This is a genomic window from Pseudomonas sp. C32, assembly GCF_030417915.1.
Taxonomy (GTDB): Bacteria; Pseudomonadota; Gammaproteobacteria; order Pseudomonadales; family Pseudomonadaceae; genus Aquipseudomonas.
The window spans coordinates 1-15,083 of record NZ_JAUHUK010000039.1; the positions used below are offsets into that span (position 1 = coordinate 1).

The window sequence follows — 15,083 nt, forward strand, 5'->3', positions numbered from 1 at the left end:
CGCACACAAAATCCGTGCACGCCAAAAATCCCCTGTAGGAGCTGGCTTGCCAGCGATAGCAGTGCGTCATCCAACACCTCGGGCGACTGACCCGACGCCATCGCCAGCAAGCCGGCTCCTACGATGATCTGCAGTGCACACAAAATCCGTGTACGACAAAATCCCCCTGTAGGAGCTGGCTTGCCAGCGATAGCAGTGCGTCATCCAACACCTCGGGCGACTGACCCGACGCCTTCGCCAGCAAGCCGGCTCCTACGATGATCTGCAGTGCACACAAAAACCGTGTACGACAAAACTCCCCTGTAGGAGCTGGCTTGCCAGCGATAGCAGTGCGCCATTCAACACCCCGGGCGACTGACCCGACGCCTTCGCCAGCAAGCCGGCTCCTACGAGGATCTGCAGTGAACACAAAATCCGTGTACGTCACCTAAAATCTGGCACCCACAACCAACCACATGGCATGCGCGCAAACATGCCGTTGCGCACCTCGGGCGTAGTATCGAAGCCGACCTCAGGGCCTACCTGCTTCTGGGTTGCCTTGCCAGACAACGCTCAAACCCCTCCATTTCTCACTAAAACAATAAATCGACCTTCGGGTCGCGGGAGACTTCTGTGCTTAAGAAAAGTGCGCTGGGCTGGCCAAAGATCGCCGGCCTCGGAATTGCGTTGGTGGTGGCCGGGCAGTTTTCCGGTTGGAATTTCGGGCTGATGGCCGGTGGCTGGCTGAATATGCTGATCGCCACGCTGTTGATGGCCCTGCTCTGCGGCGGGCTGGCGTTGTGCGTGGCGGAACTGTCCACCGCACTGCCCAGCGCTGGCGGCGTCTTCGTCTATGCGCAAAGTGCCTTCGGGCCGTTCGTGGGTTATCTGGTCGGCGTGGCGTGCGCGCTGGCCCTGACCATCGGCACTGGCGCGGCGGCAACTTTCATCTGCGCCTACACCGAGTCGATTTTCGGCCTCGGCGGCTGGCCGGTGAAGATCGCCCTGTTCGCGGTGATCATCGGCATCCACATGCGCGGCGTCGGTGAGGCCATGGGCCTGACCTTTATTGCCGGCGTGATTGCGGTCGTTGCACTGCTCACGTTTGGCGTAGCCATGGCGCCCCATGTCGAATTGACCCATTTGCTGACATTGCCCGCCAACGTCGCCACACCGGTCAGCCTCGGCGGCATCTTCGCTTGTGTGCCGTTCGCCATCTGGCTGTTCATCACCGTCGAACAAACCGGTTCGGCAGCCGAGGAAGCACACAACCCCGGCCGCACCATGCCACGCGGCATTCTGGCGGCCATCGGCACGTTGCTGGTGACCGCACTGGTGGTACTGGTCTGCGCACCGGGCGCGGGGGGTGTTGAACTGGTCGGTTCAGCGGGTGATCCGCTGTACGCCGCGATGTCCAGCAACAGTGCCTTCGGTGAAGGTTCGTGGCTGGCCAAGGTGATTGGCTGCGGCGCGGTGTTCGGCCTGATCGCGACCTTCTTCTCGCTGGTCTACGCCGCTTCCCGCCAGCTGTTTGCCATGGCCCGCGATGGCTTGTTCCCGCAATGGCTGGGCAAGACCGGCAAGCGCGGCACGCCCTACCTGGCGCTGTTGCTGATCGGCGTGATCGGCCTGCCGCTGTCGGAAGTCGACCCGGCCACTGTGATGCTCGCAGTCGTGCTGCTGCTCAACGTTTGCTACCTGTTCATCTTCGGCGCGTACCTGCACATCAAACGCAACCAACCGGACCTGCCACGGCCATTCACCCTGGTCGGCGGCAAACTGGTTGCCTGGCTCGGCCTGGCCCTGACGCTGGTGGTGATCGCCGCCTGCTTCCAGCTCGACATGCTGATGCTGATCGCCCTCGCGGTGACCTTCACCCTGTGCATCTTCAACTACCTGCTGCGCAACCGTCGCACCACCGCCATCGAGGTTCCAGACCATGCCTGAAGACACTCTCCTGCAACGCCGCCATCGCGTGCTCGGCAGCGCTTCGCCACTGTTCTACGATAAACCTCTGCACCTGGTGCGCGGCGAAGGCGTCTGGCTGTTCGACGTCGACGGCCGCCGCTACCTCGACGTCTACAACAACGTGCCCTGCGTCGGTCACTGCAACCCCCACGTGACCGAGGCCATGCACCGCCAGGCCACCACGTTGAACATTCACACTCGCTACCTGGATGAGCAAGTGGTGCGCTATGCCGAGCGCTTGACCGCGACGTTCGCAGCGCCGCTGGACACCGCGATGTTCACATGCACCGGCAGCGAAGCCAACGAACTGGCGCTGCGCCTGGCACGCTTCGCCAGCGGCGGCACCGGGATCATCGTCAGCGACTACAACTACCACGGCAACTCAGCGTCGCTGGCCGAAGTCACCACTGCCCTGCCCTCGCCGGAACCGTTTGCCGCCCATGCTCGCGCGGTGCCGATTCCATGCCTGTACCACGCACCGGCCGGCACCACGGAAGCGCAACTGGCCGAGGAATATGCCGCGAATATCGCGGCGGCCATTGCGTCGATGCAGGCCCAGGGCATTCGCCCCGCCGCATTGCTGATCGACACCCTGTTCGCCAACGAAGGCCTGCCACGGGTGCCGGCCAGTTTCGTCAACAAAGCCGCGGCGTTGATCCGCGCTGCCGGCGGCCTGTTTATCGCCGACGAAGTGCAGTCCGGTTTCGGTCGTACCGGCGATCACCTGTGGGGCCACCAGGCCCATGGCGTAGTGCCGGACATCGTCACCCTCGGCAAACCGATGGGCAACGGCTATCCCCTGGCCGGGTTGATCACCCACAAGGCGCTGGTCGAATCCTTCGGCCGCCATGCCATGTACTTCAACACCTTTGGCGGCTCGCCGGTCGCGGCAGCGGTCGGCATGGCCGTGCTGGATGTGATTGAACAGCAGCTGCTGCTGCAAAACGCGCAAAACGTCGGCGCTTATGTGCAACAACGCCTGCAAGTGCTGGCGGGCAAGCACTCGATCATCGGCGATGTGCGGGGCAAGGGCCTGTTCTTCGCCATGGAACTGGTACGCGACCACGCCAGCAAGGAGCCGGCCGGGCTGGAGGCGCGCAAAGTGGTGAACGACATGCGCGAAAACGGCGTGCTGATCAGCAAGATCGGCGCCGGCGACAACATTCTCAAGCTGCGTCCGCCGCTGGTGTTCAGCCGCGACAACGCCGACCTGTTCGTTGAAACGCTGGACAACGCGCTCAGCGCGATTTGAGGCCCTGCCATGACTGAGTTCAACACCCTGCCCCACGACCAGCAAGTCGCCCGCCTGCACGACCTGGCACGCCATGCCTTGCTGCAATGGGAAGGCGATTTCGCTGACCTGGAGCTGGTGAAATTCCGCGAAAACGCGGTGTTCTCCGCCCGCCGCCACGACGGTCAGCGCGTGGCCTTGCGCATCCACCGCAACGGCTATCACTGCGAAGCCGCCCTGCGCTCCGAGCTGCAATGGATGGAAGCGCTGGCCAGTGCCGGCATTACCGTGCCGCAGATTATCCGCGCGCAAGATGATAGCCACCTGATCGAGGTCACCCACCAGGCCATCGGCGAGGCGCGTCACATCGATATGCTCGCCTGGCTGCCCGGTGCCACTGCCGGGACGTCCGAGGCGGGCGTGCAAGCCGATACGGAGATCGATTTCCTCTTTAACGAGGCCGGGGCGATTGCCGCGCGCATTCACCTGCATTCGGCGCAGTGGCAGCAGCCGGACGAGTTTGTCCGGCATGCCTGGGACGAAGAAGGCTTGATCGGCGCCACCCCATTCTGGGGACGGTTCTGGGAGCTGGAACAGCTCAGCGATGAGCAGCGTGATCTGTTGCAACACGCGCGCCGTACGGCACGCAAGGACTTGCGCCAATACGGTCGGCACCTGGGCAACTTCGGCATGATTCACGCCGACCTGGTGCCGGAAAACCTGCTGATCGAAGGCCCGCAACTGCGCCTGATCGACTTCGACGATGCCGGATTTGGCTGGCACATGTTCGAACTGGCCACGGCATTGTACTTCTGCCTGGATGATCCGCGTTTTGAGCAGATGAAGGCCGCGTTGCTGGACGGTTACCACGCGGTCAAGCCGCTGACCGAGGCCGATCGCAAGACCCTGGCACTGTTCCTGATGCTGCGAGGCACCACGTACCTGGGCTGGATTCACACCCGCCAGGGCACGCCGACAGCGATTGAATTGGCACCGATGCTGATTGAGCGCGCGTGCGGGCTGGCGCGGGAGTATTTACAGATTTGATGCACCGCCATCGCGAGCAGGCTCACTCCTGCAGAACACAGCCGCCCCCTATAGGAGTGAGCCTGCTCGCGATGGGGCCATCAAACCCACCTTCGGTCCAGCTCAAGACGCCCCCACCGCCAGCGGCTTGTTCAACTCCCCGATCTTCTCCAGCCGCGCCCGAACGATGTTGCGGCTGATGTTCAGCAACCGCCCGGTCTGCAACTGGTTGCCATGGCAGAACCGGTAGGCGGCGCGAAAAATGGTCTCCTCGATGTGTTCGTAAAGGTCTGGAATGTTCTGTTCAAACAGCGCATTGAGTGCCGCTTCCAGATCCACTGGCCCGGCAATCGCAGGGCTTGTCTGTACTGATTGCTCCTGCTCATGACGGATGCCCGAAGAGCGCATGTCCACCAGGTGCAGATCAGCCGGCGCGACGCGTTGATTGCGGCACACGAGCAAGGCATGGTGAATGGAATTTTCCAGTTCACGGATGTTGCCCGGCCAGCTGTGTTCCAGCAGCTTGCGCTCCGCTTCTTCACTCAATGTGGCGCGGTTATAGCCCAGTCGCTGGCAATGCTCTTCGAGGAAAAACTCGGCCAGTGGCAGGATATCGCCCGGTCGCTCGCGCAAGGGTGGCAGGCGGATCGTGGCGACGTGCAGTCGGTAGAACAGGTCCTCGCGAAAATGCCCGGCAACCACCGCATCCGCCAGGTTCACGTTGGTCGCGGCCACCAGTCGAACGTTGATTGGAATCGGCGTGCGCGAACCCAGGCGCACGACTTCACGCTCCTGTAGAACGCGCAATAATTTGACCTGCATGTTCAGCGGTAGATCACCGATTTCATCGAGAAACAACGTGCCGCCATTGGCCGCTTCGAACCACCCGGCCTTGGTCGTGGTAGCGCCGGTAAACGCACCTTTTTCATGGCCGAACAGTTCGCTCTCCACCAGGGTTTCGGCGAAGGCGCCGCAGTTGACGGCAACGAAAGGCTCTCGTCCCCTGCGACTCAAATGGTGGATGTGCCGCGCGACCAACTCCTTGCCGGTGCCGGTCTCGCCGATGATCAGCGTATTGGCTTCACTCGGGGCCAGGCGCTCGATACGACTGAGCAGTTCCTGTGAGCGCGGGTCCTTGAACACCAGAACGGTGGCCCGCACCGACTTGGTCAATTCACGGGCATTTGGATGAGTGATCAGCGACATGGTGCATTCCTGGCAGTAAAAGCGCGTGCTTAATATTGCATGAAGATTATTAGACTAAATAATTATTAATTATTCTTTATATATTCCATTGAGGAATATAAAGCAAAACTGCTAGTGCCTTGTTGCTGGAGCAGCAATTTGCCCCCATTGCCTTGCTTGCAGATCAACACCCTGCGCACGGCCCCGCCACCGGCCGGCGCGCCACACGCCCCGCCCTGCAAGGCCTGCAGCGTTTTTTTCGCGCAATGGCATGCAATCTGCTCTCTCCCCTCCCAACACAACACATTCTTTGCAGGAGCTGGCTTGCCGGCGATAGCGCTCATACCGGCAACACACGGCTCAACGGCCCCATCGCCGGCAAGCCGGCTCCTACAGGAGCGTGTTTAGGGGAACGCGGATGTGATGACTTTGGAAATCGAATCGGGGACATTTCAATGAAAAAATTCTGGCGCAACAGCCTGGTCGCCTTGACCGGGATTCTGCTCACGGCCACTGCACTTGCCGAACAGGCACCCGCCTCGGTAAAGATCGCCATCGTCGCGTACACCCAGGGGGGTAAACCGGTGTTCGGTGGTATCGCCGGGCGCGTAATCGAAGATGGCTGGCTTGAGCAGCAATTGAATCAGCGCGGGGTCAAACTTGACTGGATCGCCCTGCCCCACGCTGGCGCCGGCCCGCAGATCAACGAAGGCTTCAGCAACAACAGCATCGACTTCGCGGTGCGCGGCGACCTGCCTTCGGTCATTGCCGGTGCTGGTGGCGTGCCGGGCAAGCTGATCGTCCCGGGTGGCAGCGGCAACAATATCTACCTGGTAGTGCCGGCAGGTTCCACCGCCAAGAGCATTGAGGACCTCAAAGGCAAGCGCCTGGCTCTGCATCGCGGGCGCCCTTGGGAGTTCGCCTTCAGCAACTTCCTCGCCAGCAAAGGCTTGAAGCTCGACGATTTCAAAATCGCCAACCTCAACCCGCAAGTCGGCGCGGCCGCCGTGTCCGCGGGCAAGGTCGACGCTGCGGTGCTGCTCAGCGAGGCCTATGCGCTGGAAGATAAAGGCGTAGGCAAGATCATCTGGTCAACCAAACAAGGCGCAAACGACTGGCGCCTGATCTCCGACCTGTGGGGCACCGACCTCTTTGTCGCGCAGCATCCGGACATCACGCAGCTGCTGGCCACCGCCTGGGTCAAGGCCGCCTGGTGGATTTCCCAGGAGCAGAATCAGGACGCCTACTACCAACTCTCCTCCCGCGCCGGCACCGCCGAAAGCGTGCTGCGCCGCGATGACCAAAACGATCCCGTGGCCTGGAAAGAGCGCTGGGCACCGAAAAGCGACCTGCAACTCAAGGCGCACTACCAGGCACTGACCGAGTACGCGCTGGCCAATCACCTGATCCGCGACAACTACGACATCACCCCATCGTTGGCCACCGGCTTCACCCGCCAGGCGCTGATCGACCTGAAGCTCACCGACTACTGGCCGGCCCTGCGTGGCCAGGTCAGCAACAATCCATAAATAGGGAAATCCTGATGAAACTGCCGCAAAAATTCGTCTTCGGTTTGAGTGTCCTGGCGCTGTCCATCACAGCCATGGCGGCCGGCACACACGCACCAAAACCCGATTCGCAACAAGGTGACGGCCGTGTCTCGGCGTTCTATACCTGGCAAGAAATCATCCCGGCTACGCCTGGCAAACTGCTGCGTAGCGAGCCGTTGGAAAAGACCCTTAGCCTGCCCAACGCCGCCAGTGCGCAACGAATTCTCTACACCTCCACCGACGGCATCGACAACAAGACCCCGATCGTGGTCTCCGGCACCTTGTTCCTGCCCAAGGGCAAGGCACCTGCCGGCGGTTGGCCGGTCGCCAGTTGGGGCCATGGCACCGTCGGTGTAGCGGACGTTTGCGCGCCGTCGTGGCAAGGCCGCTCCTATCGGGACGTGCAGTACCTCAGCCGCTGGCTGGACGAAGGTTATGCCATTGTCGCCACCGATTATCAGGGCCTTGGCGTACCCGGTGGGCACCCGTTGCTGAACAATCGCATGGCGGCCTACGGCATTCTCGATGCGGCCAAAGCCGTGGTCGCCGGTGTTCCGGGGCTGGCCAACAAAGTGCTGATCGTCGGGCAGTCCCAAGGGGGCGCGGGCGCCTTCGCCTCCGCCGCCTACGCACCGACTTATGCGCCGGACCTCGGTGTCAAAGGCAGCATCGGCACCGGCGTGATCTACACCGTGGGTGCGAAAAACGTCGGTGAACAGGACGTCAACAAGGTCGACGCGTCCCTCGCCTACGGTTTCTACACCTTGCTGGCGGCGCAGCAGTACGACCCGAGCATCAACCCCAAGGATTTCTACACCGACAAGGCGCTGCCACTGTTCGAGCAAGCCCGCACCAGCTGCCTGGCGGCCCTGGTCAGCGATGTGGTCGGCGTCGGCCTGACACCGGCCAATGCCAAAAAAGACTACCAGGGCGACCAGCTCGCGGCGTGGCAGAAGCAAGTGTCCTACCCGACGCTGAAGTTGGCCCAGCCGATATTCATCGGCACCGGCGCCGAAGACAAAACCCCGGCGGCCTCAACCCAGGTCGCGCTGATGCAAGACGCCTGCAAGACCGGCTCGGTGGTCGAAGGCCACCTCTACAAAGGGCTGGGTCATAGCGAAACGGTCAACGCGTCGCTCAAAGATTCGGTGCCGTTCGCCCACAAGGTCATCAACGGTCAGCCCATCACCCCCATCTGCAACCCCAGCGTGCAGTGAGACGGAGCCCTCGACATGAGCATTGAATTTTTCACTCGCCTGCCCCTGCATGGCGAAACCCAGTTCCTGCCCGGCGACCCGCGCAACCGTGGTGACTGGCATCGTGGCGGGCCGAGCACCGGCGCGGTCTCGGGCTTCAGCGTCGGCGATCAGTTCACCTACATCGACTACCTCGGGCAAATCGCCAAGGCTGCGGAAATCAATGGCTTCGGCGGTGCCCTGATGGTCAATGCGCCCACCGGCGAAGAACCCTGGACCGTCTGCTCGCTGCTGGCCCGGGAAACCCGCACGCTGAAATTCGTCACAGCATTCCAGCCCTATCACTACACGCCGTGGGTGGCAGTGCAGCAGGCCGCGACCTATCAGCGCGCCACCGGAAACCGCCTGGTCTGGAACATCATCAACGGCGGCTCGGATGCGATTCAGCGCCAGGTCGGTGACTTCAGCGATCACGACGAGCGTTATGAGCGGGCCATCGAGTTCATGGACGTGGTCAAGGGTTATTGGCACAACGAGAACTTCCACTACGAGGGCAAATTCTATAAAGCCGAAGGGGGTGGCTTGCGCGGGCCGCTGAAGAAGGCCGAGCTGCCACTGATCTGCACCGCGGGCTCATCGATCCCGGCTCGGGAGTTCGCGGCCAAACACGCCGACTTTTATCTGATGCGCGCCGAGCATCCGGATGAAATTGCCGCGTTGATTGCCGACATTCGTGAGCGTGCCCTGAAGTACGGGCGCACCGATATTCGCTTCGGCTTGTCGATCGATGTCATTACCCGGGAAACCGAAGAACTGGCCCGTACCGAAGCCAAGCGGTTCTTCGACGAAGGCATCGCCAGGGGCGCGGTCAAGGCAGTGGCAGCCCATGCCGGGCTGCGCACCGCGCGCAAACTCAGCTACGAAAGCGGGTTCGCGCAAAAGACCGAAACCCAAAGCTTCGACGACTTCTTCATCCACCCCAACGTCTGGACAGGTTTTGGCTACATCGGCATCCCGCCGGGCTGTGCCCTGGTCGGCAGCTACGAGAATGTCGTGGCGCGGATCCGCGAGTACAACGCCATCGGCATCGATCTGTTCTTCCTGGCCGGCTACCCGCACCTGGAAGAAGCCTATCGCTTGGGTGAACACGTCCTGCCGCACTTTCGCAGCGACCGTGTAGAGCTCAGTCGCCCTGCCGAAGCGCCGCTGGAGTTGCGTTCCGCCAACGGTCCGACCGGAGCCTGATGCCATGAGCGACGATCACTCATTGTTCAGCCGCCGGGATTTTCTCGGCCACAGCGCGCTGCTTGGCGGTGGCTTGCTGCTCGGTGGCGGCCTGCTCGGTGGCGGCCTGCTCGCGGGCTGCGGCCCGAGCAGCGAAAAGCCAACCGCCAGCGCCACTGCCGACAATCAGCCGCGGTATGGCGGACGTCTGCGCCTGGGCATTCTCGACGGCAATCAGAGCGGTAACCTCGACGCGCACAAACCCATCGGCAGTGGCATCGTTCGCGGCTTTGCTCTCTACAGCAAGTTGTGGGAATGGGACGAGCAAATGCAACCGCGCCTGGCCCTGGCCGAATTCGCCGAGCCGAATGCCGATGCCAGCAGCTGGACATTGCGCCTGCGTCCGGACCTGGAATTTCACCATGGCAAAACCATCGACGCCGATGACCTGATGTTCTCCATTCGCCGCCTCACCGATCCACAACTGGCCTCGCCCTACGCCGCGCTGCTGCACTGGGTGGACCGCGACAACCTGGTCAAACTCGATTCGCGCACCGTGCGCCTGAACTTTCGTGAGGGCCGCAGCTACATGCCGCTGGCGGAAACCTGGGTCAACTTTGGCGGGATCGTGCCGGTGGACTATCACCCAGTGACCAACCCGGTGGGCGCAGGCCCGTACAAACTGAAAAGTTTCACCCCCGGCCAGCGTTCACTGTTCACGCGGTTCGAGAATTACTACAAGGATGGCAAGCCCTACGCCGATGAGCTGGAAATCATCGACTTCAAGGATCAGGTTTCGCGCTTGGCGGCCCTGCGTTCCGGGCAGATCGACATGGCCAACGTAATGCCCACCGAACAGCTGGAAGTGCTGCAGCGCGACCCACGGTTGAAGGTGCTCAAATCAGTCACCGGTAACTGGTTGTCGTTCGACATGAATCTCGACAAACCGCCGTTTAACGATCCACGGGTACGGGAGGCATTTCGTCTGCTGGCCGACAGGGAGGAACTGGTGCGCCGGGCGCTAAACGGTCAGGGCCGAGTGGCCAACGACCTTTATGCGCCGAGCGATCCGACCTTCAACCACACGCTTGGGCCGCGCCCTCACAACCCGCAACGTGCGGCGCAACTGCTCAAGGAAGCCGGGCATGAAAACCTTGAACTGGAACTGGTGACAACACCCGGTCCGGGGCTGACCTCAGCGTTGGTGCTGGCCGAACAGGCCAAGCGCATTGGTGTCACGCTCAAGGTCAAGCAGGTCGACCTGGCCACATACCAGGGACCGCTGCGCAACGACTGGACGCTGAGTACCGGCGGCAGCATCGGCGCGCCGTTCCTGGCCAGCGCGATTCACACCGACGCGCCGTTTGCCGTGTCGAACAAAACCCATTTCAACGATCCGCAGTTCAGCGAGCTGTTTCTGGCGGCCATGGCCCAACCCGACCTAGAGAAACGCAGGGCGTTGGTCCACCAGGTCCAGCAAATCCAGTACGAACGCGGCGGCATGTTGATCTGGGGTTATGCCGACCTGCTCGACAGCGTGGCCAACCGCGTGGGCGGTGCGGCGGCAGAAGAGTCGCTATTCAGCACCTGGCGCTTTGAAAAGCTCTGGCTGAAAGACACGGCATAACCCACACGGGCGCTGACACCCCACGGTCGACCCTACACCACTGACCTGTAGGAGCCGGCTTGCCGGCGATGGCGTCTCACGGCTGCCATCGTCGGAACGCCGCCCGCAACAAGCCGGCTCCTACAGGGTGGTGGTGGTGGCCGTTATGACGTTTACGCCATTCAATGCATTTATCTATCGAGGCACATTTTCATGCCCTCTATCGGCTTCGTTCGTCCCGCTTCTGGCCACGCTCTGGCATTGGTCATCGTTTCTACCCTGTCGACCGCGACCTTCGCCGCCGACACTCAACTGCAAACCGTCACTGTTCAAGCCAGCGCCGCCGATTCCGACGATGACGCCCTGCCCACCCGGCCCGAGTCTTCGATCTACGGAGGCATCGAAACCAAAGTGCTCGACACTCCGCGCTCGATCACTCAGGTCAATGCCGAACAACTGGCCAACGACCCGATCCGCAGCGCCGACGACCTGGTCAAGTACGCGCCAGGCATCACCCGTGGCGGCGGCCAGAACGCCGGGATCGCACCGCAATTTCGCGCCCAGGGTTCTGAAGTTTTCCAGGACGGCCAGCGTGCTTACGGCGTGCGGCACCCGGCCAACTTCAACGCCTATGAAGGCGCCGACATCGTCGCCGGTCCGTCCTCGGTGACCTATGGCTCGGTGTCCGGTAGTGGTGGCTACGTCAATTACCTGAGCAAGAAACCGAATTTCAATGAGTTCAAAACCAGGCTCAGCGGTGAGCTGGGCACCTGGGTGCCGGACGGTGAATCCCGTGATTCCAGTAAATTCAGCGTCGATAACACCGGCCCACTCAGCGACAACCTGGCCTACCGGATCAGCATCACCAAGCAGCGCCAGGAGGATTTCTACGACAACGTCGACAACAACTTCGACGCGTTCTACGGCGCCCTCGCCTGGCGCAATGACAACGTGCGGGTCGACTGGAATGCCAGTTACGACGACTACTACGACTACAACATCGCCCACGGCTGGAACCGCGCTAACCAGGAGTTGGTGGACAGCGCAAAATACTATGCAGGACGGGCCACGCCGATCATCCAGAACGGCAACACTTTGTGGTCGCCGGTACTCGCCTCCGGGGCGGCTGATGCGCCGACCCTGGGCTGGGTCAAGCGCCAACGGAACGCTCAGGGCCAATACAGCGTGGTCGATGGAAGTTTCCAGTCAGCCTCTCCTAACACACAAACCAAGCCGGGCAGCCTGCGCGGCTGGGTTTATGACCCGTCGCTGGCCGGCAATGGCCTGACCTCCCTGTCCTCCCAAACCGGTCAGCGCGATGAGGATGAAAACACTTCGCGGCGCTTCACCACGCAACTGAGGGCAGAAGCCGATCTGACGCCGACCATCACCCTGGCCAACAACACGTTTTACCAGCGCTCGCGGGACATGACCGACGCCGTCGGCTCTTTCCAGGTGCAGTCCAAGGACAATATTTTCGATAACCGTTTCGAGTTTCGCTCGCGCAACGAAACGCAGCTGGGCGGTCTGACCTTGCGTGATGACAGCAATACCGGGCTAATCTACCGTCGTGAGTTCAACCAGTCGATCGCCGCCAATAACAGTTTCGGTTCGACCATCAACGCCTATGACGTGACTCAGGACCCATCGGGCAAGAATCCGGGGGATCTGCTGGGGCTGACCGGTTCCAATCCGGCTGGTGGCAACGCTGCCTGGATCGGCCAGCCCGGTGTACCACAATTCTCCAACTACTATGGCTGGCTGAATCTGCCGGCCATGTACCCGGCCGGTCACGGGCTGTACGCCGAATCCGTCGCGCCTTACACCGCTGAAAGCACCTGGACCACGCAGACGTTGTTCACCCAGCACAACCTGAAATTGGGTGAGCGTGTCGGCCTGAACATCGGCGCCAGCCGCAGCTGGATCGACGCTGAAATCGAAAACCCTTTCGTACTCGCCGGCGGCAACCCGCGCAAGGACAGTGACAACTACCGACTGTTTGCCTTTCAGGTCAGTCCGTACGTAAAGCCCACCGAAAACAGCACGCTGTACTACACCTTTGATCGCTCGTTGGCGGTCAATACCGGGTTCTTCTCCAACGGCCTGGGCTGGGGCAGCGGCGCCGGAGCCAACCTGCTCAACCCGTTAGCGTTCGAAAGCCTCAGCGTGTTGCACGAAGTGGGATTGAAGGTAGAAGCCGTGCCCAACGAGCTGTTCATGACCCTCGCTGCGTTCAAGCAGGAGCGGGATCAGTCACCCGACAGCAACAACAACATTGCGCGACTGGTGATCAAGGGCGTGGAGTCGACCATTCGTTACCAACCTGACGACCACCTGCGCACGGCGTTGAACCTTTCGAAACTCACCGCCTACAACGAATTTGCTTCCCAGTCCGGTTTTGCCTCGGCGGGGTTCATTCCAGACAACGGCACAGTGTTCGGCGACAACAACAGCCTCAACCAGCGACCGTCCGGGCGCTTCGACGCGGTACAGATTCCCGAATACACCGCCAGTGGTTATGTCGACTATCGCTTCGAGTCAGGCTTTGGTGCCGAACTCTCCGGCTGGTGGACCAGCAGCTGGTACCTGAACCTGAGCAAGACCGTGAAAATCCCCGACGAGTACAACCTCGATCTTGCGGTGTACTACCGCCAGCCGCAGTGGAGCACCACGTTGCGCGTACTCAACCTGACGGATGAATTGAACTTCGTCAGCGGTCTGGCCGGGTCCACCAATACCTTCCTGCAACCCATGCCTGGCCGCACTGTGCTGGCCCAGGTCGATTACCAATTCTAAGCCCGCGGCCAAACCGCCTACCGTCCTCAGGAGTGTCCCCATGTCCATTGAATTTGTCGGCATGATTTTTCCTCGCCAATGGTCCGAAACCCGCGGCGTTCGCAGCCCCGACTTCGACCTGGATTTCATCCGCCACCACGCCAGAGCCCACGAGCATGCAGGTTTCGACCGGGTGCTGATCGCCAGCGGCCCGGGCAGCGCCGACAGCTTGCAGATCGCTGCCTACGCCGCCGCTCACACCGAGCGCCTGGGCTTCATGATCGCCCATCGTCCGGCTCTGTCCGCCCCAACCGTCGCCGCCAGAGCCTTTGCGACGCTCGATCACACCACCGGCGGTGGCCGGATTCGCCTGCACGCCATTACCGGCATCACGGCCGAGCCCCAGGAAGGCGACTTCCTGCTGGACAAGACCGAGCGCTACAAACGTACCGATGAGTACCTGGAAATCGTTCGACGCACCTGGACCGCCGAGGAGCCGTTCGACTTCGAGGGGCAGTATTTCAACATCAAGGGCGCGTTCTCACCGGTCAAGCCTTTGCAAAAGCCGCACATTCCGATTTCTTTTGGTGGCTCGTCGGACATCGCCTACCAGATCGCCGTCAAGCACGCGGACCTGTACGCATTGTGGGGTGAGCCGTTGAGTGGCGTTGCCGAGCAAATCGGCAAGCTGCGCGCCGCCGCCAGCGCAGCGGGCGTGGAGGCGCCGAAGGTCAGTTTGTCGGTGCGTTTGATCCTTGGTGCCACCGAGGAATTGGCGTGGCAGCGCGCCGAGCAGATTCTTCAACAGATCAAGGCCAACCCGCAGTTCGCAGCCGGCAGCCCCTGGCAAAAACGCATCAAGGGCACCGGCTCCGAACGCCTTCTCGCCGCCGCAGCCCTGGGTGATCGCCATGACCGTGCGCTCTGGATGCCCACCGCCACCGCTGTCGGCGCCTACGGCGACACCACCGCCCTGGTCGGCACCCCGGAAACCGTGGCCCAGGCCTTGCTCGATTACGTCGACCTGGGTGTGACGACCTTCCTCAACCGTGGCTACGATCCGTTCTACGACACCGTTGATTACGGCCGCTGGATCATCCCGGCCGTACGCGAAGAAGCACGCCGCCGCCAGACGCGCGTGGCATAACGACGCCATCGCCAGCAAGCCGGCTCCTACAGAACCGTGTTCACAACGATCCCTTGTAGGAGCTGGCTTGCCAGCGATGACGGCGGCACATCCACCATCGCATCGCCAGCAAGCCGGCTCCTACAAAACTGTGTTCACAACCATCCCTTGTAGGAGCTGGCTTGCCAGCGATGACGGCGGCACATCCACCATCGCA

Annotated in this window: 11 protein-coding genes; 9 read left to right on the forward strand and 2 right to left on the reverse strand. The window is 61.7% G+C overall.

The features are described 5' to 3' along the window. Positions 1 to 612 precede the first annotated feature (612 nt). Genes QYH43_RS26535 through QYH43_RS26545 form a run of 3 tightly spaced genes read left to right on the forward strand, consistent with a single transcriptional unit; the run spans position 613 to position 4,225 of the window. On the forward strand, positions 613 to 1,926 hold the full coding sequence (locus tag QYH43_RS26535; RefSeq protein ID WP_095057717.1) for an amino acid permease: 1,314 nt from the start codon (positions 613 to 615) through the stop codon (positions 1,924 to 1,926). Further along, the gene (locus QYH43_RS26540) at positions 1,919 to 3,199 is read left to right on the forward strand and encodes an aspartate aminotransferase family protein (protein ID WP_301158483.1); all 1,281 of its coding nucleotides are present in this window, start codon (positions 1,919 to 1,921) and stop codon (positions 3,197 to 3,199) included. Before QYH43_RS26535 ends, QYH43_RS26540 begins: the two co-directional genes overlap by 8 nt. Positions 3,200 to 3,208: 9 nt before the next feature. Then, positions 3,209 to 4,225: a phosphotransferase gene (locus QYH43_RS26545; RefSeq protein WP_301158484.1), complete on the forward strand. Its 1,017-nt coding sequence runs from the start codon at positions 3,209 to 3,211 to the stop codon at positions 4,223 to 4,225. Between the two features lie 102 nt (positions 4,226 to 4,327). On the opposite strand, the gene QYH43_RS26550 is transcribed toward QYH43_RS26545, so the two are convergent. Further along, entirely contained in the window at positions 4,328 to 5,410 is a 1,083-nt protein-coding gene (locus QYH43_RS26550; RefSeq protein ID WP_095057714.1) for a sigma-54-dependent Fis family transcriptional regulator, read from the reverse strand. A gap of 65 nt (positions 5,411 to 5,475) precedes the next feature. Then, positions 5,476 to 5,733: a hypothetical protein gene (locus QYH43_RS26555; protein WP_095057713.1), complete on the reverse strand. Its 258-nt coding sequence runs from the start codon at positions 5,731 to 5,733 to the stop codon at positions 5,476 to 5,478. Between the two features lie 111 nt (positions 5,734 to 5,844). Here QYH43_RS26555 and QYH43_RS26560 point away from each other — a divergent pair, with 111 nt between their 5' ends. From QYH43_RS26560 to QYH43_RS26585, 6 genes are all read left to right on the forward strand, one after another. Further along, positions 5,845 to 6,918, forward strand: a complete 1,074-nt coding sequence (locus QYH43_RS26560; RefSeq protein WP_095057712.1) for an ABC transporter substrate-binding protein — start codon at positions 5,845 to 5,847, stop codon at positions 6,916 to 6,918. A 14-nt stretch (positions 6,919 to 6,932) separates the two neighbouring features. Then, the gene (locus tag QYH43_RS26565; RefSeq protein ID WP_095057711.1) at positions 6,933 to 8,156 is read left to right on the forward strand and encodes a lipase family protein; all 1,224 of its coding nucleotides are present in this window, start codon (positions 6,933 to 6,935) and stop codon (positions 8,154 to 8,156) included. A gap of 15 nt (positions 8,157 to 8,171) precedes the next feature. Continuing rightward, positions 8,172 to 9,380 (forward strand): LLM class flavin-dependent oxidoreductase, encoded by a 1,209-nt coding sequence (locus tag QYH43_RS26570; protein WP_301158485.1) that lies wholly within the window; start codon positions 8,172 to 8,174, stop codon positions 9,378 to 9,380. A gap of 4 nt (positions 9,381 to 9,384) precedes the next feature. Further along, positions 9,385 to 10,986, forward strand: coding sequence for an ABC transporter substrate-binding protein (locus QYH43_RS26575; protein WP_301158486.1), 1,602 nt, complete (start codon positions 9,385 to 9,387; stop codon positions 10,984 to 10,986). Between the two features lie 192 nt (positions 10,987 to 11,178). Then, positions 11,179 to 13,761, forward strand: coding sequence for a TonB-dependent receptor plug domain-containing protein (locus tag QYH43_RS26580; RefSeq protein ID WP_301158487.1), 2,583 nt, complete (start codon positions 11,179 to 11,181; stop codon positions 13,759 to 13,761). A 40-nt stretch (positions 13,762 to 13,801) separates the two neighbouring features. Further along, positions 13,802 to 14,887: an LLM class flavin-dependent oxidoreductase gene (locus QYH43_RS26585; RefSeq protein WP_095057707.1), complete on the forward strand. Its 1,086-nt coding sequence runs from the start codon at positions 13,802 to 13,804 to the stop codon at positions 14,885 to 14,887. Positions 14,888 to 15,083 lie beyond the last annotated feature (196 nt).